13 protein-coding genes are annotated in these 23,537 nt (G+C 46.7%); 7 read left to right on the top strand and 6 right to left on the bottom strand.

The annotated features are described in order from the left end of the window. Positions 1 to 96: 96 nt before the first annotated feature. The 4 genes from lysS (at position 97) to AADH33_RS07070 (ending at position 6,513) form a co-directional block, all read left to right on the top strand. A complete protein-coding gene (gene lysS / locus AADH33_RS07085; RefSeq protein ID WP_348548422.1) occupies positions 97 to 1,635 on the top strand; it encodes a lysine--tRNA ligase in 1,539 nt (512 codons plus the stop codon). A 150-nt stretch (positions 1,636 to 1,785) separates the two neighbouring features. Then, complete coding sequence (locus tag AADH33_RS07080) at positions 1,786 to 3,060, top strand: hypothetical protein (RefSeq protein WP_348548421.1); 1,275 nt, start codon at positions 1,786 to 1,788, stop codon at positions 3,058 to 3,060. A gap of 69 nt (positions 3,061 to 3,129) precedes the next feature. Further along, a complete protein-coding gene (gene dnaX, locus AADH33_RS07075) occupies positions 3,130 to 5,379 on the top strand; it encodes a DNA polymerase III subunit gamma/tau (protein WP_348548420.1) in 2,250 nt (749 codons plus the stop codon). Between the two features lie 234 nt (positions 5,380 to 5,613). Then, the gene (locus tag AADH33_RS07070; RefSeq protein ID WP_100749645.1) at positions 5,614 to 6,513 is read left to right on the top strand and encodes a LysR family transcriptional regulator; all 900 of its coding nucleotides are present in this window, start codon (positions 5,614 to 5,616) and stop codon (positions 6,511 to 6,513) included. A 148-nt stretch (positions 6,514 to 6,661) separates the two neighbouring features. On the opposite strand, the gene AADH33_RS07065 is transcribed toward AADH33_RS07070, so the two are convergent. Next, on the bottom strand, positions 6,662 to 7,843 hold the full coding sequence (locus AADH33_RS07065) for an aspartate aminotransferase family protein (protein WP_348548419.1): 1,182 nt from the start codon (positions 7,841 to 7,843) through the stop codon (positions 6,662 to 6,664). Between the two features lie 42 nt (positions 7,844 to 7,885). Continuing rightward, positions 7,886 to 8,101 carry a DNA gyrase inhibitor YacG gene (locus AADH33_RS07060; protein WP_075100869.1) on the bottom strand — a complete coding sequence of 72 codons (216 nt, stop codon included), beginning with the start codon at positions 8,099 to 8,101 and terminating at the stop codon, positions 7,886 to 7,888. 356 nt (positions 8,102 to 8,457) lie between these two features. On the opposite strand from AADH33_RS07060, the gene AADH33_RS07055 reads away from it, so the two are divergent. Further along, on the top strand, positions 8,458 to 9,135 hold the full coding sequence (locus tag AADH33_RS07055) for a tRNA (guanine(46)-N(7))-methyltransferase TrmB (protein ID WP_207969524.1): 678 nt from the start codon (positions 8,458 to 8,460) through the stop codon (positions 9,133 to 9,135). A gap of 159 nt (positions 9,136 to 9,294) precedes the next feature. Here the strand turns inward: AADH33_RS07055 and AADH33_RS07050 are convergent, their stop codons facing one another. Together AADH33_RS07050 and purD are read right to left on the bottom strand one after the other, a co-directional pair. Further along, positions 9,295 to 10,689, bottom strand: coding sequence for an ABC1 kinase family protein (locus AADH33_RS07050; RefSeq protein ID WP_348548418.1), 1,395 nt, complete (start codon positions 10,687 to 10,689; stop codon positions 9,295 to 9,297). Between the two features lie 294 nt (positions 10,690 to 10,983). Beyond that, on the bottom strand, positions 10,984 to 12,321 hold the full coding sequence (purD, locus tag AADH33_RS07045) for a phosphoribosylamine--glycine ligase (RefSeq protein WP_348549967.1): 1,338 nt from the start codon (positions 12,319 to 12,321) through the stop codon (positions 10,984 to 10,986). Positions 12,322 to 12,762: 441 nt separating this feature from the next. On the opposite strand from purD, the gene AADH33_RS07040 reads away from it, so the two are divergent. Both AADH33_RS07040 and AADH33_RS07035 read left to right on the top strand, forming a co-directional pair. Then, positions 12,763 to 17,640, top strand: coding sequence for an NAD-glutamate dehydrogenase (locus tag AADH33_RS07040; RefSeq protein ID WP_348548417.1), 4,878 nt, complete (start codon positions 12,763 to 12,765; stop codon positions 17,638 to 17,640). Positions 17,641 to 17,738: 98 nt separating this feature from the next. Further along, positions 17,739 to 18,377 carry an HdeD family acid-resistance protein gene (locus tag AADH33_RS07035; RefSeq protein ID WP_348548416.1) on the top strand — a complete coding sequence of 213 codons (639 nt, stop codon included), beginning with the start codon at positions 17,739 to 17,741 and terminating at the stop codon, positions 18,375 to 18,377. Positions 18,378 to 18,458: 81 nt separating this feature from the next. Here the strand turns inward: AADH33_RS07035 and AADH33_RS07030 are convergent, their stop codons facing one another. Both AADH33_RS07030 and AADH33_RS07025 read right to left on the bottom strand, forming a co-directional pair. After that, a complete protein-coding gene (locus AADH33_RS07030; protein WP_348548415.1) occupies positions 18,459 to 19,553 on the bottom strand; it encodes a WG repeat-containing protein in 1,095 nt (364 codons plus the stop codon). 33 nt (positions 19,554 to 19,586) lie between these two features. Further along, positions 19,587 to 23,507 (bottom strand): AAA family ATPase, encoded by a 3,921-nt coding sequence (locus AADH33_RS07025; RefSeq protein WP_348548414.1) that lies wholly within the window; start codon positions 23,505 to 23,507, stop codon positions 19,587 to 19,589. Positions 23,508 to 23,537 lie beyond the last annotated feature (30 nt).

Here is a 23,537-nt window from a genome sequence, read left to right as displayed (position 1 = left end):
GATTGATGAGTACCATCTAAATGAGCAGTGTTCTTAGCTGCTCTACTATTATTTTTATGTTTTTTATTTCATTACCTAATCATTTTGAGAAGTATTATGTCAAAGCACAATAATCAAAACCAAGAGCAAGCGCCCACATTAGAAGAATCCAATGAGCTGATTGCCCAACTGCAAGCCAAGCTAGACGCTATCACAGAGTCGGGCAAGCCGGCGTATCCAAACACCTTTAAACGCACAGATTACGCCAAAGATTTGCAAACCGCCTTTGAAGGTATCTCAAAACAAGAAATCGAAGACAACGTCGCAAAAGGCGAAAAAACTAAGGTCAATGTGGCAGGACGCGTCATGTTGAACCGCGGCGCGTTTATTGTCATTCAAGATATGACGGGTCGTATTCAGCTATATGTCGCTCGTAAAGAGCTGGATCCAGAAACACTTGCTACCATCAAATCATTGGATTTGGGTGATATCGTTGGGGTGTCAGGCTATATCGGACGCTCGGGTAAAGGCGACTTATACGTCCATATCGAAGAGTTTACGTTATTGACCAAGTCGCTACGCCCGATGCCAAACAAATTCCATGGCCTCGCCGATGTAGAGGCGCGCTATCGCAATCGCCACCTTGACTTGATGACCAATGAGACCACACGTGATACCTTTATGGTTCGCAGTCAAGTGATCAGTGGTATTCGCAAGTTTATGCTGGGTGAGCGTTTTATGGAAGTAGAAACGCCGATGATGCATCCCATCCCAGGTGGCGCAGTGGCGCGTCCATTTGTAACGCATCATAACGCGCTAGATATGCCGTTATATTTACGCATTGCTCCTGAGCTTTATCTAAAGCGCTTAGTGGTCGGTGGTTTTGAGAAAGTGTTTGAGATCAACCGCAGCTTCCGTAATGAAGGGGTATCGACCCGTCATAACCCTGAATTCACCATGATTGAGTTTTATCAAGCCTATGCTGATTATCATGATTTGATGGATTTGACCGAGCGTTTATTTAACGAATTGGCGATGGATATCTTGGGTACCACAGAGCTTACTTATCAAGGAGAAGCCATCAGCCTAAAAGCGCCATTTGTGCGTCTGTCTATGTCTGATGCGATTGCCAAATACGCCGAAAACTTCGACATGTCACGCATCAATGACCGTGACTATCTGGCAGAGTATGTATCAACAACGCTCAAGCAACCAGTAAAAGACGTGTTTGGTGTGGGTAAACTACAAACCATTATCTTTGAAGAAACGGCCGAGCATCAGCTACGTCAGCCAACTTTCATCACTGAGTACCCAGCTGAGACCTCACCGCTGGCACGCCGCAGCGATGACAATCCAGAAATCACCGACCGCTTTGAGCTGTTCATCGGTGGCCGCGAATTGGCCAATGGCTTTAGTGAGCTTAACGACCCAGCAGACCAAGCAGAACGTTTCCACGGTCAGGTCGCCGAAAAAGACGCAGGCGATGATGAAGCCATGCATTTTGATGAAGAATACATCGAAGCCTTGTCTTATGGCTTGCCACCGACTGCCGGTGAAGGTATCGGTATCGACCGTTTGGTGATGCTGTTTACAGATTCGGCGAGTATTCGTGATGTGATCTTGTTTCCGCACATGCGTCGCAAGCTAGAAAGCTAGAAATATGCCGTGCGCTTAGCGGTTAAAAAACAAGCGAAAAGGGCTTTGCTTGCCATCAATCTGTGCTGAGACTAAACTAAAAATAAGCAGGTTTTTTCTACTTTTAAGGAATAGGCTCAGAATTTTAGAGCGCACATTTATAGGGATATTATGGATACTCAGCAAGCTGCCTCTTCAATTTGGCAACAGATGGTTCAGCAAAGCTTTTTGTCATTGTATGAAGCTGCAAAGTATGAAACTGCAAACGATGACTCACCTACCTCTGATCAGTTTCAGGGGTATGATTTTGTCTTTGAGTTCTCTGACGCGCGTATTTATCTGCTGGTCAATGATGTCATGAGGCAAGCAAGTCAGCATGACATCGATAGCAGCCAAGTTCGCGAGTGGCGAAAAGAAGTCGTCAATCAGCTTATCAAGCGTCATGCAGCGCTTTATCAAAAAAACGATAAATCTCTGACAAATAGTGATGTGCAGAGGGATAAAGCCGTGTACTTCATCGGTCTGACGTCGCTTGCAGTCCAGCACCATGCTGGCCGTGCAGAGGCACCGACTTATGCTATTGGCTATGAGTACGGCAGTCAGTTTTTTGCTGAAGACTGCGTGCTAGATTTGGATGATGAGCAAAGCGTCCTGCAGGTTTTTAGTTATCAAAACTTTATCGATATCTTGCGGCAACTGGTGACGCCAAGTGATTTGACCACTTTTTTAGACTTTCATCGTCGTCAGTTGACGAGTTTTGAATCCTTTCAAGATGAGTCAACGCTGCTGGCGCAGTTTTTGCAGTCGCCAGATTTTCATCAAAGAGCCATCGCTGTACAAGAGCAATTGGTCAAGTATGAGCTGATTGACCAGATTGAGCCGCGCTTACTCAAGGCCATGGAGCTTGGGCAGACGGATTTTGCGGCGGCCCTAATGGCAGAGATTCAAAAAAACACGGGCATGTGGTATAAGCTGTTTAATAGTTTGGTCAAAGACGCTTATGAGGCGCAGCGCCCGCTACCAAAAGCGCAGGTCGATACATTGGTTGATGAATCGATGTATACTTACGCGTGTTTGATAGAAAAAATCCTCGCTTATAGAACCATGGATCAAGACTCACGCTGGAATGGCTATGTCCGCCATGAGCACTCTTATAGGGTGTTTGGTCGTCATTATCTGATGGTGTTTTATGCCCAAGATCCTCATGGCTCGCTAAGCGCCGAGCAGGTGCGCGGCGCGCATCAAGATCTGCTGGCGGAGCTCAATGCACAAATGCAAACGCCTGTGATGCAGGATTTGTTTTTGATCGGTGTCGAGTTTAGGCCCTGCGAGGACAGCGTAAACACTGAGGTGCATTTGGATGCGTTTTATCAAAGTGGTGCGCTCATCGATGCAAACACTCAGCGCTTATACCAGCAGCTGGCACAGCTAAAAGCCCAGTTATAAATCAGGCGGGCTGTTGATCGCTGGGCGGATGCGCTATTTATCTTTGTATTATTCAAATTGGCATTTATTATGACGCAGCAATATCAAGTTTTAGCTCGCAAATATCGTCCAAAAAACTTTCACGAGTTGATTGGACAAACGCACGTCTCGCAAGCATTGATTAATGCGATAGATTATAACCGTCTGCATCACGCCTATCTGTTTACAGGGACGCGCGGGGTGGGTAAGACGACGATTGCGCGTATCTTATCAAAATGTCTGAACTGCGATACGGGTGTGACGAGCACGCCTTGCGGTGTGTGTGATAACTGTGTGGCCATCGATCAGGGACGTTTTATTGACCTGATTGAGATTGATGCGGCCTCTCGTACCAAAGTCGAAGACACCCGTGAGCTATTGGACAATGTCCCTTATGCGCCAAGCCAAGGGCGCTACAAAGTGTACTTGATTGATGAAGTGCACATGCTATCGACCCACAGTTTTAATGCCTTATTAAAAACACTAGAAGAGCCGCCCGAGCACGTCAAGTTTTTACTGGCGACCACTGATCCACAAAAACTACCGATCACTATCATCTCACGCTGCTTGCAGTTTGTACTGCGTCCCTTGCCGCAGACGCTACTTAGTGAGCATTTGGCAAATATCTTGACCAAAGAGCATGTGGCTTATACTCAGCCTGCGCTTTGGCAGTTGGCCAGTGCTGCCAAAGGCTCAGTGCGCGACGCTTTGTCACTGACCGATCAGGCCATCGCGTTTGGTCAAGGTGGCCTTGATGATGCGACTGTCAATGCCATGCTTGGGTTAATTGATTCAGCTGACTTGGTTCGTCTTATCACCGATATCTATAACCATGATAAGCCTGCTGTCGCTGCCCACATTGAGCAGATGCGCGCTCAGATGGTCGATGCAACCAGCATGTTTGACGGGCTCGCTGAGCTGTTGCATCAATTGGCTTTGACACAGTTGTTGCCTCAAGTGGCACTCAACGTTAATGAAGTACAAGCGCAAGATATTCATACCCTAGCGCAGCATATCAGCCCCGATGTGCTGCAGCTTTATTATGAAATCGTTGTGCAAGCGCGTGAAGGGGTCAAGCTTGCTAATACGCCCATGCAGGCGCTTGAGATGTGTCTACTGCGTCTATTGGCGTTTCGTCCGCTCGCAGCTGATGAGGTGCTGACAGAAACCCCTCCTACGCTGCCGCAGCCGCCTAGTGAGGTGAAAGATTCACCGACAGCTTCTACGGCTGAGTATAATGTTTCAGCAGTACCGCTACCAGATGATAATGTAGATTATCAACATGATCTTAGTCAGCAATTGCCGTCAGCTGCTTATGATCCTGAACCGATCGCAGAGCCTGAACCGATCGTAGAGCCTGAACCGATCGTAGAGCCTGAACCGATCGTAGAGCCTGAACCAATTGCAGAGCCTGAACCAATTGCAGAGCCTGAACCAATTGCAGAGCCTGAACCAATTGCAGAGCCTGAACCAATTGCAGAGCCTGAACCAATTGCAGAGCCTGAACCAATTGCAGAGCCTGAACCAATTGCAGAGCCTGAACCAATTGCAGAGCCTGAACCAATTGCAGAGCCTGAACCAATTGCAGAGCCTGAACCAATTGCAGAGCCTGAACCAATTGCAGAGCCTGAACCAATTGCAGAGCCTGAACCAATTGCAGAGCCTGAACCAATTGCAGAGCCTGAACCAATTGCAGAGCCTGAACCAATTGCAGAGCCTGAACCAATTGCAGAGCCTGAACCAATTGCAGAGCCTGAACCAATTGCAGAGCCTGAACCAATTGCAGAGCCTGAACCAATTGCAGAGCCTGAACCAATTGCAGAGCCTGGCGGAAATGATTCTCAATTGACTATGACGGCGGATGATCCTCGCACGTTATTGCGTTGCCCGCCACAGGAGCTGACTGGCGAGTGGACGCCAGATAAATGGGATTATTGGCTACAGACCGCTCGCGAGGCTGAGAGCTTGGCACAAGACGAGCTAGCATTGGCGCGTCAGGGCATGATGACTGGGCTGTGTAATGGCAAATCGACCTTTGTGACCAGTGTGGACAGCCGCCATTTACAAGCCACCTTTCAACACTTAGCAGCAAAACTGCAACAGCAGTTTGAGCAAGCCGAGATCGACCTAAAAATCGACAGCAGTGTCATGCAGGCTGAAGACAAGACCCCAGAGCGCCGTCAACAAAAGCGTATGGTGCAAGCAAAGTCACTGGCAGAAACCAAATTGCTTAACACCCCTGTGATGCAGTACCTCCTCGAGCGCGGCGAAGGTAAAATGGGTAAGGTTCAGCTATACTAAACAGTCAAATTTTTTTATATTAAAACCGATTAACAGTCTATATAGCTACTAGACACAATTGCTATCCAAAAATATCAAGGTGATGATTGCTATCGCCTTGATATTTTTGTTTTTATTAAGGGTGATGCGCCATTTTAGATAAGAAGCGGTGGTATTTAATCACTGTAAGGTAAATTAAAATTCGTTATAATGGTTAAGTTGTATTAAAAAACCAAATGCAGGTTAGGTGAGAATATGTTGGATAATTTACGCGGTATGGCTGTGTTCGCTAGTGTGGTTGGACATGGCTCCTTTAGTGGCTCAGCCCGTGAGCTTGGTATTACAACCAGTGCAGTCAGTCAGCAAATCCGCTCATTAGAAAACGAGCTGGGTGTGGTGTTGTTGCATCGCTCTACTCGAAAGCTTAGCTTAACAGAGGCAGGCGAGAGTTTTTATGAAGCGGCAAAAGATGTGGTCAGCGCGGCCGAGCAAGGGCGCATCAAAGTCAATCAATTGCGAGATGAGCTTGCTGGTAGCTTGCGAGTGGCGACCACCCCTGAGCTGGGCGTCAATCATATTTTGCCTGCACTCTCGACATGGATGGCCGCCCACGATGACTTGAGCATTACCTATTTGGCAGACAACCATTATATCGACATGATCGACGAGCGTATTGATATTGCGGTTCGTATGAGTCCATCCATCAATGACTCGAGCCTGAGTAGCCATCCATTGACTGATGTACGCCAGATGCTGGTTGCCTCACCACAGTATTTGCGTCAGCATGCCAAAATACAAAGCCCAAAAGATCTCAATGATCACCAGCTGATCTGTATCGAAATCATGAAAGACGCCAATCAAATTGATCTGATTCAGACAGAAACAGGCAAAAAAACCCGCATAAAAATGAACTCTCGTATCTATACCAATAACGTCTTTATGGCGACGACATTGGCCAAAGAAGGCCACGGTCTGGTGCGAATGCTGGAGATGGATGTTAAAAAAGAGCTAGAGAGCGGCGAATTGGTAGAGGTATTGACCGGTTATCAGCTGCCAAGCTTTGTGCTATATGCCGTTACTTTAAATCGCGAACAGCAGCCTGCAAAAATAACCCGTTGTCTTGAAGTATTAAAGAAGTATTTTCATGCCAACTAAAGCGTGATGCATCATCAATGCGATGCTAGCTTTAGCAAAAAAAGAGTATATAGACAATCGATGTCTATATGCTCTTTTTTTAACATGTCAAAATCAATCATTTTAATAATCAATGATCACTGCTGGTCTGAGACCGTGTTTTATCGTTTTACCATGAGGACTTTAATAGCTCAATCAAACGATCAGCGACCTGTGCGCTTTCATCACGTTTCATATTTAGTGGCGGCAATAAACGTATCACGTGGCCACCCGTGACGTTGATGATAAGCTTTTGCTCATCGCGTGCACGATTCACCAGCTGAGTACAGTCCATGTCTTCAGGTAACACGACACCGATCATCATACCTGCGCCGCGCGCACTGACGCCATACTGTCCTAGTGCATCGACTAGCGTCTCACGGATGAATTGCCCTTCGGTGACGGCATTATTCATGATGTCAGTATTGGCGAGTACATCATAAACACTATACACCACACGACTTGCCAGCGGTGTACCGCCATAAGTTGAGCCATGGCTGCCCGCGCCAAACAGCCCATTGGCGCGGCCACGTACCATACAAGCACCTACAGGAAAGCCATTTCCCAAGCCTTTTGCCGTCGTCAAGACATCGGGGCGGGCATTGCTGTGCTGATAAGCGAAGTATTTGCCAGTACGGCCATTACCTGTTTGTACTTCATCGAGCATAAACAGCCAGTTGTGAGCATCACATTCAGCCTGTAGTGCTTCTAAATAACCAAAGCCATTTGCGGCAGTATTTAGACCACCTTCTCCTTGAATAGGCTCTACCAAGATAGCGCAAATCTCATCGTGTTTTTGCGCAGCTTGTTTGATGGCTTCAATATCACCAAAGGGCACACGGATAAAATCCTCATCTAAAGTGTAAAATCCTTCGCGAGCTTTTGGGTTGGCGGTGGCTGACAACGATAGCAATGTGCGGCCATGAAACGACTGTTCCATGACGATGACTTTTGGACGGGCAAAGCCTTGCTGGTTGGCGTATAAGCGTGCAAGCTTTAAAGCGGCTTCGTTTGCTTCAGCACCGCTATTGGCAAAAAATACACTGTCCATCTGCGCGGCGGTGCATAGCGCTTCTCCAGCGCGCTCTTGCCAATCGATACCAAATAAGTTGCTGGTATGAACCAAAGTCGCGGCTTGCTGCTGAATGGCGTCTGTCACTTGTGGATGGCAGTGCCCTAGGCCACAAACGGCAATGCCCGTCAGCGCATCTAAATACGGGGTATCGTCCTTGGTATACAGCCAACTGCCTGAACCACGAGTAAAGCTGATTGGTTGACGGTTATAAGTGGGCATCAGGTAAGTTGCAGACATAGTAAACATCCTTAAGATGATAAGTGAGTAAAAAAGTGAGTGTTAGAGTTCGTCAGAAAAAGGCGTGGTTTCTGCAGGTAAGGTGTATTCTTCGTTTGCCCAAGCGCCTAGGTCGATCAGTTTGCATCGACTGCTACAAAATGGCTTGTACTTATTGTCTTGCCAAGCGGTCTGCGTGCCGCAGCGGGGGCAAGGATAAGTCTTGGGGCGCGTACTTGGATTACTTGAATTGGCTGGGTTGGAGGTTGATTCGGTCATAGTCGGTATGCATACATCCTTAAATTTATGATTATCAGCTTGGCAAGCGTATGGGTCAGTCATGAGCTGATTGAGGCCAATCTAATGCTGCTAAAATGCGCCCTCAGTCTGCCGAGTAAACGACAAATAGCAAAAAACGTCTAAAGGTTTGCCAGACCAGATAGCATGAAGGTATCAGTGCTATTTGTTTGATGGTTATCTATCTCAGTTTTATCGCTTTTTTGATAAGAAGACATTTCCAAAATAGGGAGGTGGGAAGCATGACTTGCTAGCGTTATATTACTATTGTCGCGGATTGACTATATAATAGCATGTGGCCGAATAATGGCAAAAGACAAATGCTTTAAGGATAGTAGATGACCGAACATATCGAGCTTACGCACCGACAGCAGCGTGCCTTTCAACCAAACAAGCTCTCAGCACCGCGCAGCTTTTGTATTCCTCCAATCATACAACAAACGGCAAACCCTGCGCCCTTACTCTTAGAGATTGGAGCGGGGAAGGGCAAGCATGCGCTTAGCTTCGCCGCCGAGCACCCAGACCAGCACTTGATTGCCATTGAGCGTACGCGCAACAAATTCGATGCTTTTGCAAAATTGGCCGAGCGCCAAGCATTGCCGAACCTAGATGCGATACATGCTGATGCGATCGCCTGGATTGTCCATGCGATAGAGCCGAATAGTATCGCCAAGATCTTTATTCTGTACCCCAATCCTGAGCAGCATAACCCCAATCAGCAGTGGTTAAACATGCCGTTTTTTGAGTTTTTATTATCACGTTTGCAGGTAGGTGGAGAGATCATATTGGCCACCAACATTGAGAGCTATATGGATAATGCCGAGCAGCAGGCGACGAAAGTATGGTGCTTACCCAATGAGCGCTACAAGGTACCACAAGATAGCCAGCGCACGCACTTCGAAGTGAAGTATCTGGCGCGCGGTGAGATATGCTGGGAGCTCTGTATGCGTAAGCCTGCCGGCTACAATACCAGATTCGATCAATGGCAAGCGAATCTAAGTACTCATAAAAGTTAAAAATAGCCTAAGTGAAAATAGAGAGCAAGGCTTGTATAAATCTACAAGGCTAAATAAAATATATAAAATAGCCTAAGCAAAAAAATTGAATAAAATAAAACCGCCTCTAAAAGAAGGCGGTTAAAAATGGTGCTTAAATTTAAGCAAAAATCGCTAGAATTATAAATAAAGCTTTACCAATTTATCAGAATCAGTATAAGCATCTAGTACTGTCAAAAATGTATAGGCACCAATAAACTTACGACTGATAAACATGAACTCTTTTGGTGGTAAATTAAATTCAAAAGACTGCATGGCACGACTAGCCTTTGATGAGAGGCGAGAATGCAATTTACTATTTGCCCAAATATAGCGGCTGTCAGCATCTAGACATTCCGCTGAAATATCAGGGTTGGTCGCAGGATTGCTAAAGGGTTCTGTGGCCAATAGGAATAGAGCAGCGATATCAGATTTGACTTTTTGACTCATGCTATCAAAGAAGTCATAACCAGTCATGGCTCGCATCATGGACTGATGGTCATGGTGATAGCCAGCTTTTAGTAAACCATGAGCGATGCTCAAGAGGTGATTGTCAAACTGACGTATCGCGCCAAAATCTAATAACACCAATTTGTCGATATCGTCTTCGTTTTCACTAACGCGTACCAGATAGTTGCCAAAGTTAGGATCTGTCTGCATCTCGCCCCAAACAAAAATCTCTTTCATCATGATTTCGATAGCGGCTTGACCAATGGCGTTACGGCGCTGATGCGACAACTGTTGCAGCGATGTAGAAACCACTGTGATACCTGGCTCATAGGACATGCACAGCAGACGTTTTTTAGAATACGTGCGATTGATTTTGGGTACGATATAACGTGGATCATCTTTTAGACGCTCATAAAAACGCTCTGTCGTGGCCGCTTCTGCTTCGTAATCTACCTCATGATGGAGTAGGTCGCGTATCTCCTCAAACCAAGCATCAAGCGCTCGTGTTTGCGGCACGATGTTACTAACCTTTAATAACTGTTTAAACAAAGCCAAGTCTGAGTTGATGGCATCCGCCACGCCTGGATACTGGACTTTTAACACGACTTGCTCACCTGTGGCAATGACGGTGGCACGGTGTACTTGAGCCAAAGACGCTGTACCGATAGGGGTCGGATCAATCGCCAGCTCACTTATTTTATCGCCCAACAATGTATGAAGCGTTTGCTCAATCGTTGGCCATGATAGCGTGGCTGTATCATCATTGAGCGTTTGCAGCGCTCGCGTAATCTCGGGAGGCAGTATGTGCTCACCATATATTGCAAGCATCTGACCGATTTTGACCACAGAGCCTTTTAGTTTGCCAAGCTCGGTAGCAAGATAGTTTGCTTGTGTCTCCATAAAGGCTTGGTTGCGTGCGGTGCGTGCTTCTTTATTTAAAAACATGCCAGACACGCTGTTGCCCGCCCAACGACGCCCAATATTTAAGGAGGTTTTGGCAATCGACATCCGGCGCTCAAACCCTGAGGTTTTTAGGTTATCGATAGAGTGCTTGGTACTAGAGGGTTTAGACGTATCGTGTGCCATAAATATAATCATTCATCCGGTTGCTATTGATTTGCGGGCATAAAACCTACAATACAAGGGACATGCGATGGTCGGTACAAAATTGTATCATAGAAACTGCCTTGGGTTGATGAAGCGATGCGCTCTGATAGCAGTTACTTTGTAAGCTCAGTGCATGGTGTTAGTCATCACAGATGCAGCGATGCAACATAAAGAAAATCAGACCTAGTATGACACTAGATCTGATCAGAGTTACGATAATAAGCTAAAACAGTAAATGCGGTAGGCTAAAGTTGGCCCACATTTATCGCCATTTTATGAGCGGCTGTTTTCGCGAGCGATAGCATGATGACCAATATCACGGCGATACTGCGCCCCATCAAAACTAATCGCACCAGTCACTGCCAACGCCGCTTGTTGCGCGTCCGAGATGCTATCGGCCAAGGCGGTCACGCATAGGACGCGGCCACCGTTAGTCACGACTTCTTTTTGATTGTTGGCGTTTCGATCTTGTGCCTCTGCGTCAGAAAATGCGGTACCAGCATGGAAGACTTTGACTGAGCTAGCATTGTCGGTATTAAGCTCTGGCAAGCCTGCAATGACATCGCCTTTCGATGAGCTTTCAGGATACCCTTTAGAGGCAATGACAATACCAAGAGCAGGGCGCGCGTCCCATTTGGCAGCACTAGGTAATTGCCCCGCCAGCCCTTGTGCGACCAAGTCGACCATTGATGACTGCAGGCGCATCAAGATTGGCTGAGTTTCTGGATCACCAAAACGGCAGTTGAACTCGATAACATAAGGGTCGCCTGACTTGTCAATCATCAGGCCAGCATATAAAAATCCGGTATAAGGATGACCTGCAGCTTTCATAGCATCAACCACAGGCTGAATCACTTTTGCCATTACTTTATCATGCACCGTTTGGGTGACGACGGGGGCAGGAGAGTATGCACCCATGCCGCCAGTGTTGGGGCCTGTATCACCTTCATAAGCGCGTTTGTGATCTTGGCTGGTCGCCATAGGCAAAATGTTGTCACCATCAATCATACAAATAAAGCTGGCTTCTTCGCCCTGCAAAAACTGCTCAATTACCACGCGGCTACCAGCATCGCCAAACTTGTTGCCCGCCAGCATATCATCGATGGCTTCGTAGGCTTGTTCGATCGTCTCTGCTACGATAACGCCTTTGCCTGCGGCCAGACCATCTGCTTTGATAACAATCGGCGCGCCTTGCTCATCGATATAAGCTTTTGCAGCAGCGGCATCGGTAAAGCCTTGATAGGCGGCAGTTGGAATGTTGTTTTGTGCCATAAATTCTTTGGCAAAGGTTTTTGAGCCTTCTAGCTGCGCGCAATATGCCGTCGGGCCCCACGCTTTGATACCAGCATCGCGGCAAGCATCGACGATGCCTGTGACCAGCGGTGCCTCGGGCCCAACGATGACCATATCAATGGCGTTGGCTTGACAAAACTCAATCACACCGCTGTGCTCACCATTGGTGTCGTTTAATACAACATTTTGGCACTTGGGCTCTAGCGCAGTACCTGCATTACCTGGTGCGACATAGACATTTTTGACAGTGTCGTCTTTTGCACATTGCCATGCCAGCGCATGCTCGCGACCACCTGAACCAATCACCAAAATATTCATCATACATTTTGCCCTTAGTATTATTGCCTTTAGTATTCGCCGTGTTCAGCAAGAAATGTGAATCATTGACGCACTGTTAAATATACTGCCGTATTCTAACAAAAAAAGCGCAGCGATTGCCATGAGTATCCGCCTGCCAGCCTATATTGCACCATCTAAGTCCAAAACCACTGACTGTTTCATTATTAAAGGTTATCGACATCGCGCTGATTCATGAAATGATGTTGTACACTTTAGCTGACGCCTGAGGTGCGTTAAACTGCCATAGACTAACGGTGTTAAGTCTGACCAGCTCTATGTTTTTAAACAGACGCATCAAAAAGGAGAAAATCTACACAAATCAGACATAAAAAACGATAGCGTTATGGACAGCGAAATAGCACAGATTAATAAACTCAAATAAATATCAGTATGCTACATATATAAAAAAGGACAAAGGACATGCCAAACTCTCTGAATATCGCCGAAGAGCGCATCAGCCAGATAAGCGATATCGCCACCAGTTATGTACAAAAGGACAAGTCATCATTCGATCGCTTTATTCATAGCTATTATCAGCCGCTCCATCAAGAGACGGCGAAGGCTATCAGCAATGCTGACTTAGCTGGCATGGCGCTTCATCACTTTACTTTGCTCAAAGCTTATGATGGCAGCAAGCCGCAATTGTCAGTGCTCAACCCAAAGGCCGAAGAGCAGCATTTTCATAGCTCACATACCGTCATTCAAATCGTCGCTTATGATCGCCCGTTTTTGGTCGACACGATTTTGATGAGCCTAGAGTCTGAAGGTATCGATGTTCATCGTACGTACAACATCATTATCAATGTCGAGCGCGACGATGAGGGCAATCTCACACATATTCATAACGCGCACGAAAGCGCCACCTCGCACCTGTCGATGATTCATTGCGAAATCGCCTATCAGGACAGTGAAGACTTAGCCGCCCTCCAGCAAATGCTATTAAATAAAATCGACACACTCGATGCGGTTGTTGGCGACTGGAAACAAATGCGTACGCAGTTGATGGAAGTCAAAAATGAGCTGGCCTGCAAGCCCTTGCCAGAGGTGTTTTATTCTCAGCAAGAGATTCAGGCGTTTTTAGAATGGATATTGGACGATCATTTTATTTTCTTGGGCTACCGCGAGTATCGTCTGGAGGGCGGGCAAGCCATCGAGGTAGATGTAGATGTAGATAGTGTCGATAATAAGGACAACGCCAACTCTCCTGATAAGCCTACCGACTTAGATTTATTTGCGATCGGCAATAGCGGCCTTGGGCTACTGCGCGGCGCGGAGGAAGACAAGCTATCAGAAAGCTTTAGCCAACTGCCCACCGTCCTAAAGCAGCTGCTGACCGAGCCACGTGTCTTAATGCTGTCCAAATCAAGCCGTGTCTCGCCTGTACATCGTCCTGTTTATATGGACTTTTTGGGTATTCATAAATTTGATGACAACGGCAAGCTGGTCGGTGAATATCGCTTTATTGGACTACTGACCTCACAAGCCTATCAGCTCACTGTGCAGCAAATACCGCTACTGCGAGAAAAAGCCAATAAAATCATGGCAATGGCGGATCTACCGCGCGATGGTCACGCCCATCACAAAATGATGCATGTCATCAACACTTTGCCTCGCGATGATCTGTTTCAAGCCAGCGTAGAAGAGCTCTATCCTATCGTCTCTGGCATCAGTCAGCTACAAGACAAAAAAAGCCTACGCTTATTTAGCCGCGTCGATCATTATCAGCGCTTTGTCTCCTGTTTGGTCTATATCCCGCGCGACAAGTTCAACACTGAACTGCGTATTAAGGTGCAAAATGTATTAAAAGAAGCTTATGGTGGCACATCATCTGGCTTTACCACGGAGTTTAACGAATCGGCCCATGCTCGCGTACACGTCCATGTGCGCACTGTGCCAGGTCAAGTAAAAGAGGTCAATACAGCCGCGCTTGAAGACAAGCTCTCAGCGCTGATGCAGTCTTGGAGCGACAATTACCAAAAAATGCTGCTAGATAATGTCGGCGAGCAGCAGGCCAATGCCTTAAACCGCCGTTTTATGAGCCATATCCCAGCCGCGTATCAAGAGCGCTTTGATGCGCGTACGGGTGTGGAGGACATCAAACGCTTGGCAAGCTTGAATGATGAGCAGCCGATGATTTGGCATCTATACCAATCAACAGGCGACGCTAGCAATCAGCTACACTTAAAGCTCTACGGCCGCGAGCAGCCAGTTATCTTATCAAAAGTACTGCCTATCCTTGAAAACTTTGGGGTGTCGGTAATATCGGCGCAGACATATGAGTTTGACTTGCCAGAGCAGCCCATCTGGATGCAAGAGTATGAGCTAATGCTCGAACACGTGGATGCGGTCAATATGCAAGTGGTGCGCGGTCAGTTTGAAGACAGCCTTAAGCAGATTTGGGCAGGGCGTGTCGAGAGTGACTCGTTTAACGAGCTGGTGCTTACGACCAAGCTAGATACCTTTGATGTGGTGGTGCTGCGCGCCTTATCACGCTATATGGTACAAGCTCGTGCGCCGTTCTCTAGTACCTATATCCAGCAAACGGTGGTCAAAAACAGTGACATCAGTGTGGCACTCGGTAGCCTGTTTGATGCGCGCATGAACCCCAAGCATGATTATGAGAGTCGCGCTAAAAAAACCGCTGAGATCGAAGAGCAGATCTTATCAGCGCTGGCCGATGTCGATAGCCTCGATGAAGACCGTATTTTGCGTTGGTATTTGGATCTCATCAAAGCGATGGTACGTACCAACTTTTATCAAACTGATAGCGAGGGTCAGCGTAAAGACCGCTTGTCGTTTAAGTTTTTGGCAGCCGATATCCCCAATCTGCCCAAACCCAAGCCCATGTTTGAAATATTTGTCTACTCGCCGCGCGTAGAAGCGGTGCATCTGCGCGGCGGTAAAGTGGCACGCGGCGGTCTGCGCTGGTCAGATCGTATGGAAGATTTTCGTACCGAAGTGCTCGGCTTGGTCAAAGCGCAGATGGTCAAAAACGCGGTGATCGTTCCTGTCGGCTCCAAGGGCGGTTTTATCGTCAAGACCAAAACCATGGCTGATGGCCGCGATGCCTTCCAAGCAGAAGGGATTGCCTGCTATCAGACATTCCTGCGCGGTATGCTTGATGTCACCGACAATATCGTCGATGGACAGATCGTCCCGCCAGCCAACACCGTGCGTCACGACGAAGACGATCCGTACTTGGTCGTCGCCGCTGACAAAGGCACGGCAAGTTTTTCTGATATTGCAAATAGCTTGGCAAGCGAGTATGACTTTTGGCTCGATGATGCCTTTGCCTCTGGTGGCTCGGCTGGATATGATCACAAAGCTATGGGTATCACCGCCCGCGGCGGCTGGGAGTCGGTCAAGCGTCACTTCCGTATGCGCGGCATGGATATCCAAAACCGCGATGACTTTACTGTGGTCGGTATCGGTGATATGAGCGGTGATGTATTCGGTAACGGCATGCTCAGATCCACCCATACCAAGCTGGTCGCCGCCTTCAACCATTTGCATATCTTTATCGACCCCAACCCAGACACTGCGACGTCGTTTGCAGAGCGTGAGCGCTTGTTTGAGATGCCGCGCTCGACGTGGGATGATTATGACAAATCGCTTATTAGCCAAGGTGGCGGCGTGTTTTCGCGTACCGATAAAAGCATTCCTATCAGTGCTGAGATGAAATCGCTGTTTGATATCAGCGAAGATAGCTTGGCACCCAATGAGCTAATCAGCGCATTACTAAAGTCACCTGTCGATCTGATCTGGAACGGCGGTATTGGTACCTATGTCAAAAGTGAAAACGAGACGCACGCCGATGTCGGCGACCGCGCCAATGATGCTGTTCGGGTCAATGGTGGTGAGCTGCGCACGGCGGTCGTCGGTGAGGGCGGCAACTTAGGCTTTACCCAGCAAGGGCGTATCGAGTACGCACAGACGGGCGGGCGCATCTATACCGATGCGATCGACAACTCAGGCGGGGTCAACTGCTCAGACCATGAAGTCAATATCAAAATATTGCTTGGCAAAGTCGTTGAGCAAGGTGATATGACCCTAAAGCAGCGTAATGAGCTGCTAGAGTCCATGACGGATACCGTGGCTGAGCTGGTACTGCGCCAAAACTACCTACAGCCCCAAGCGATTGAGCTCAGTCATATCCGTGCAGCCGCCAACTTAAGCGATCATCAGCGGTTTATTCAAATGCTAGAGGGCGAAGGTCGTCTGGACCGTGCTATTGAGTATTTACCATCGGATGAAGAGATTGCTAAACGCCAAAAAGCTGGGGTAGGCCTTACCAATCCTGAGCTGGCAGTCGTCTTAGCGTATGGAAAAATGTGGGTGTATGACAACTTGCTATTGTCTGATTTGCCAGATGAGCCATATTTTATCAATGAGCTACGCAAATACTTCCCTGATGAGCTGGCGACGCGTTTCTTTGATGAGATGACCCAGCACCGCTTGCACCGTGAGATTATCAGCACCTATCTGACCAATAGTGTGGTCAACCGGTTGGGTATCGAGGCGCTGTTCCGTCTGTATGAAGAGACGGGGCAGTCACTGGCAACCATCGTGCGCGGTTACGCCATCAGCCGTGATGTCTTTAATATCTCCAAAGCATGGAAAACGCTTGAAGTGTTAGACAATCAAGTGGATGCCACGTTGTTATTGAATCTAGAGCTGCGTCTGCGTGATGCACTAGAGCATGGCGTGGTCTGGTTTATCAATGCCTTTGGTCAAGACTTACAAGTCGCTGATATGATTGGCCGCTTTAGCGACAGTGTGGAAAAACTGACCAAATCTGGTGGGTTTATTGAGCAGCAATTTGCCGAGTATTTGCAAGAAGATGCCACAAACTTGATGCAAGAAGATTTGGCCGAAAATGATGCAACGATGTTTGCGATGTTGCCATATCACGTGGATGCGCTAGATGCAGCATTGCTCGCTGAGCAATATGAGCGCCCTGTCGATGAAATCGCCACATTGTACTTCGAGGCGTATCATGTCTTGCAGCTCGATTGGATGATGGATAATATCGCCACCTTACCGCAGCAAGACTATTGGGATCGCCGCGCGCGTCATGCGTTAGTCAATGAGCTGTCACGTAGCCTACGTATGCTGATGGACGCGATACTCTCAAAACCAGATGCCAAGCAAGCCTTTGGTGAATGGCGCTCGCGTCATACAGACCAATTGGCAGCGACTGAGGCTGAAATGGATAAGCTTGACGCCATCGATGGTGAGATTGGTTTATCGACGTTGTCCGTGCTGATGAGCGAGTTGAGTGGCTTGGTGACAAAATAGGCTATTTGGTAAAGGATGGACACAGCAGTCGCTGCTATCCTTTATCATTCTCTTATTATTTATAACATCATAAAAGAAAGAGTGATAAAGGGGAGGTCATGAGTACGCATATCTTTAGAACCATTAGAAACTCAGTCAAACACTGGTATATACCGCTTATCGTTGGGGTGATTCTCATTGGGTTGGGGGTTTATACTTTTGTTTCGCCAGAAGCGTCTTATTTAGCACTGGCTTTATTATTTAGTCTCTCGTTTTTGCTTTCAGGCATATTTGAGATCCTGTTTTCTATCGCCAATAAAGACGTGTTAGACAACTGGGGCTGGACACTGGGCTTTGGTATTTTGACCTTAGCCGTTGGTATGTTACTGTTCATCAACCCCGCCATTTCTATGATCTCTTTGGCATTTTATGTCGGGTTTTTAATTCTATTTCGTTCTATTAGCGCCATCGGTTATGCCGTTGACTTGAAGCGCTACGGCATCTCAGACTGGGGAGTGTTGATGCTGATCGGGGTACTGGGACTAATATTCGCTTTTTTATTAATCTGGAATCCTATCCTCTCTGGCATGACAGTGCTTATTTGGACAGGTTTGGCGTTAATCACTAGTGGTGTTTTTAGTGTTTATTTTTCATTCCAGCTCAAAAAGCTGAATGATCTGCCCAATAAAATCTCTGATAGACTGCGTAATCAGATAGAGTTGGTGCAACAAGAAGTCAATGAAGAGCTAAGAAGATAACCCGAAAACAGTCTTATGTTTTAAACCAAAGCCACCGCTAATCATTAGTGGTGGCTTTTTATTGGTTGAACTTAGTTGAGTTCACTCAAGGTTAATAAGATGCTCTAAACGAAGCATTTTTCCTTGGTTTTCAAGCCAAACCTCATCTGCGTCATCATGATAACTGTTAAATTGTGGCTCTAATACGACATTGCCTTTATCATTGATCAGACCAATCTTGCCAGCCTGTTTATAGGTATAGAGCTGATGATATAACAGCTTTTTAATCGGGGCGTCTGATGAGAGAATCAGCTTGCCATTGGCATCAATAATTTGGGCACTCTCGATATCGTCTTGAATATCCTCGCTCATACCCTCGGCGCTACTGCCAGCGACCAAAGTACTGCGCAAAAATAATGGCACCTCACCATAACTGTTAAACAACTCAATGTGTTGGTTGGTTGCCAGTGGAATGATGACATCGTTATTTTGATCAATAAGTGCCGTTTTATCTTGTGAGCTGACTTGCATATATAAGGGGTCACCAGTACAAGCATTTAACGGATTAATTGCATCGTACTGCGGCATCACTGCCCAATACCCTCTATCATCCAGCAGCCCTGTCAGTCCTTTATCATCAGTGATTGTAAAGAAGTCTTGATCATAATCAGGGTCGTAATGCGCATGCTGAATACGAGCATCAGCTAATGGATAAATCCAATTACCATGCCGATTGATAATGCCTTGTTTGGTAGTATTGCTGGCATCGTCTGAGGTGTGAAGACTGACGATAAAGCTGGTGGCAATATCTGGCTCGATGTGAATTTCATCATATTCAAAAGGCACGATAATCTCGCCAGCAGCATTTGCCACACCATGTTTACCTTGCTGTTTGGCCAGTAAATAAGTATCCATTACTATATACGCATCGGTGAGACTGTCTAAGATAACGTTGCCGTTTAGGTCTTGTAGCTGCTGCGACCCATCGGCTTGTTCAGTCAGTTTGCCAGCGAATTTAACATTGTTTTCGATACGCTCAAAATAGCTATTGGGCAGATAGCCGGCACAATTGACGGTGGCGTGAGCAGAAGTGAGCATACCGAAAGCGATCATAAAAGAAGCACACGCTGTTTTGAGGCTCATGCTTTTGATGGATAAGCGATCATCCTTGTTGGCTTGAGTTGGTGTTGCACTCATTTTAAAACCTACTATAAATTGCTGGTGTGTGGCTTAATGGCCAAGATGATAGCAGCCTTGTCCGCTGATTTGGCTAAAGCCGCCTGAGAGTTTTTCGACCTTGATTTGCGTCAAGATACGATCTTTTAACGCCTGTACGTGGGAGATGATTCCGATCAATTTACCTTCTTGCTGCAAATTGGTTAAAGTGTCGAGTGCGATATCAAGTGAGTCTTCATCAAGCGTACCAAAACCTTCATCCAAAAATAACGAATCGACACGGATATTATGACTGGCCATTTGCGACAGCCCAAGTGCCAGTGCTAGGCTGATGATAAAGCCTTCACCGCCGGAGAGGTTTTTGGTGCTACGAACCTCACCGCCTTGATAGTTGTCAATGACATTCAGCTCAAGCGGGTTGCTGTCGTCGTGAATCAGCAAATAACGGTCACTCATTTTTTGCAATTGCGTATTGGCATGGCCAATCATGACTTCAAACGTTAGGCCTTGGGCAAAGGTACGATACTTTTTGCCATCAGCCGAGCCAATTAACATATGCAGCTGCTGCCATACTTGTAGCTTTTGTCTTTGCTCATCAATGGCGATCAGCTGCGCCGCTTGTGTATTTTTTTGCTGCTCGTTGTCTTTAAGCTTTTGATCAATGGCACCAATTTTTTGGTTTAACTCGTCGATGTCTGTTTGTATCTGCTGATATTGGTCAGCAAGGAGCTCTCGGCTTGCATTCGTCATAGGCGCAGCAAGACTTTGCGTCAGTGCTTGCTGCGTACTGTCCAGCTGCAGCTGAGCTTGATGCAGCGCAGTATCAATCGCTACTTTACGTCTATGTAGGGCGTCACGCTCCTCTTTGGGCAAGCGGGCTTTGACAAAAGCGGCTTCATCGACAAAATCGGACGCTGCGAGTAAGTCTGTAAAGATACTTTGCTGAGTGTTCAGTGTGGTCGTCGCCGATTGTAGCTCTGTTGCTAGCTGCTGCTCTCTACTCTTTAATTGTTCTAATGCCTGTTGTACGGTATCTAGCTGCCTTTGCGCTACTCTTTGCTTATCTTTAGCAGCATCGACAGCATTGCGTAATTTATTTTCTTCATCATCTGTATCTTTATCTGCAAAAATCTCTGTTCTATCTTGTTTTGATTGTTCGATAGTCTTGACCTTATGAGCAATTAAGCGCTCTAGCTCGTTGAGCGTTGTTTCATCACTGTGCAACTGTGCTTGCTTGGTTTCCATCTGCGCAGTCAGGCTACTTAAGGTGTTGGTCAGCTGCTGTTGGCTGTTTTTTTGCTCATTGAATTGTTGTTTTAACTGACTTAAAGCGCTGCGCTGTTGCCGCAGTTTTTCAATATGATGGTCACATTCTGCGCTGTCTATTACGGTTTGCTTATCAAAACTATGACCCAACTGCGTAAGTGCGTCAGATAAGTCTGCCGTATTGAGCGCTGTGGTTAAGGTTGTGGTTAAGTATGCTTTATGTTGGTCCATGGGATACTTATTTACCAGGGCTGAAATGGTGCTCAGCAGAGGCGTTAATTCTGAGAAATTAGCAGTGATCTTATCTTTTATCCCATCAATTTTTTGTGAGTTAAGCTTAATGTCAGTTGTCAGGTTGTTAATGTCATGACTGACCGCCTGTTGCTTTTTTTCATCAGCTTCAATAGCCGTACTGAGCTGTGCAGCAGTTTCAGTTAAATTGTCATATTCGATTACTATGGTTTTAAGAGACTGTTTATGTTCAGTTAGATCGTGTTTGGCGGTATCTAATAAGGATAAGCTAGGCTCTAGGTTCGCAGTAGCCGCATCAATGTTATCGTTTATCTGCGTAAGTGGGTCGATAATTGCTGCGATTGCTTCAGAGTGATTGTTTTTAGCCTCAAATAGCGAGGAAAGGTAAGCTTGAACATCACTATGTAAGGTTTTGGCTTGCTGCTGTAGTGGCACCAGTTGTTGTTGCTGGTTATTCAGCGTCTGTTTTTTGGTGGCATATTCGATATTGTGTTTTGATAAATCTTGTTCAAGGTTATCAATAACGGTTTCTAGTTCCGCTATTTGCTGCTGTGTTTGTTGCGTCTTAGAGGGTTGGTGTTGGCTGGTATCCTGGTGACTGCGGTCTAATAATGGATGATGCTTACCATAAGGATGCTCAGTGGCGCCGCAAAGCGGGCAGGGCGATCCATTTTCAAGCTCTGCTATGTAGTCTTCAAGCTTAGCGACCTTTTGTAGTAGACTCAGATGCTCTTGCTTCTCTTGCCGCTTGAGTTTGGCATCTTGAATGTCTGATCGATGATCAGCAATGAGTCCTTCTAAGGTCGTTAATTCTTCATTGAGCGTCGGTAGTGAACGTTTGGTATTTTTGATTTGGCAGGCAAGATCGGACAGCTGCTGTAATTTAAAGCTGGCTTGGGCAATCTGAGCGTTGATTTGGTCGACTTGCTCCTGCTCAAAGCGCATACTCGCAAGCGATTGTTTTTCGATAAGTGCGGCTTGCTGCTGTTGTACGCCTGTAAGCTGCTCACGTTTGTCCTTAATTAATAATTCATCTGCGGCTTGTCGCTTAGACAGCTTGTCAAAATGAGCTTGTAGCTGGCTAGTTTTATGGTCATACGCAAGTTTATCCGTAGTCAAGCCGGCATTATCTTTTAGCAGCGTCTTTAGTCGGCCACAGCTGCTATCAAAGGTCACCATGTCTGTATCGAGGTCGTTTAGTGCTTGATTAGCGCTAAAGTACTTATCGATACTGCTAAGCTTGGCTTTCACTTGTTGTTCGGTCTGATGGTGATTGGAGATCTCTTGGCGCAACTCTTCAATACTATGAACAAGCGCGTTTTTGCGCTGCTGATCATCCGCCAAAGCAGTGCCATACTGCTGGATATCATTATCAAGCGCCCGTGCTTTTATGATGATAGGTAAGGTCGTTTGCAAATCGTTGGAGGTCTGCTCGGTAAGGCTATTGATGCTGTGTAAGCTGGCAGTCGCCTGCTGAAATGCTGCTTGTTTATGGGGAATAGTGTTAAGTAGCACTTGTTGTTCATCTGCGATCCGCTCTACCGTCTCTCGGCTATAGCCAAGCTTATGAAACTGGCTGTCAATCTCTAAGGCTTTATTGGCCAGCTCCAAGCGCTTTGCCTCTGGGGTAAACGCTGTCTGTGCATGCTGCGCTGCAGCAAAGTCTTTTTGATAACTCGCAAGGCTCTGCTGTAGCTGCTCAACCTGCTCCAGCCACTGCAGCTGCTCACTTAGGGTTTTAAAGCGTTGGCGCTGCTTACTTTGTTGCTGGTTAAGCGTCTCAAGCTCTGCTGCCAGTCGTTTTTCATCCTCAGGACTCAGTAAAGATAGACTGTCCACGCCTGCCTGTAGTTTGCCAAGCGCTTCTTTTTCAGTACGGTGTCTTTCATGGACATTGAGCGATATTTTGGCATAGATGGCAGTGCCGGTGATTTTTTCCAGTATAGCTGCTCTATCACCGATATCCGACTTCAAAAACGCGGCAAAACTGCCTTGAGCCAGCATGATGGAGCGGGTGAACTGATTAAAATCCATACCGATAAGGTCTTGAATATAGGCGGATGTTTTGGACTTTTTTTCTTCTAAAATCTTGCCAGTTTTGACCTCGCTGATCTCATGTCTAATCGGTAATAAGTTACCCTTGGCTTTTTTGTGCGCGCGGTGCTGATACCAGTAGCATTGATAACGTGTAGAGTCGATTTCGATGATGACTTCTGCTGAGCATTCACCCGTACCTTGGGTCATGATCTCGTTGGTTGAACCAGTAATGTCGCCCAATCGTGGCGTTTGGCTATAGAGTGCTAAACAAATCGCATCTAAGATGGTGGTCTTGCCAGCGCCCGTTTGCCCAGTAATGGCAAAGATGCCTTCATTCAGAAAAGCGGGGTCACTAAAATCAATGTGCCATTCGCCTTTTAGGGAATTGAGGTTTTTTAGTCGCAGTTCAATCAGTCGCATGGGCAGGTCTTATTTTTAGATAGGTCTATA

It is taken from the genome of Psychrobacter sp. KFRI-CH2-11, from assembly GCF_038239325.1.
Classification (GTDB): Bacteria; Pseudomonadota; Gammaproteobacteria; order Pseudomonadales; family Moraxellaceae; genus Psychrobacter; species Psychrobacter celer.
The sequence above is the reverse complement of the archived record's forward strand: the minus strand, read 5'-3'. Positions and strand labels throughout refer to the sequence as shown.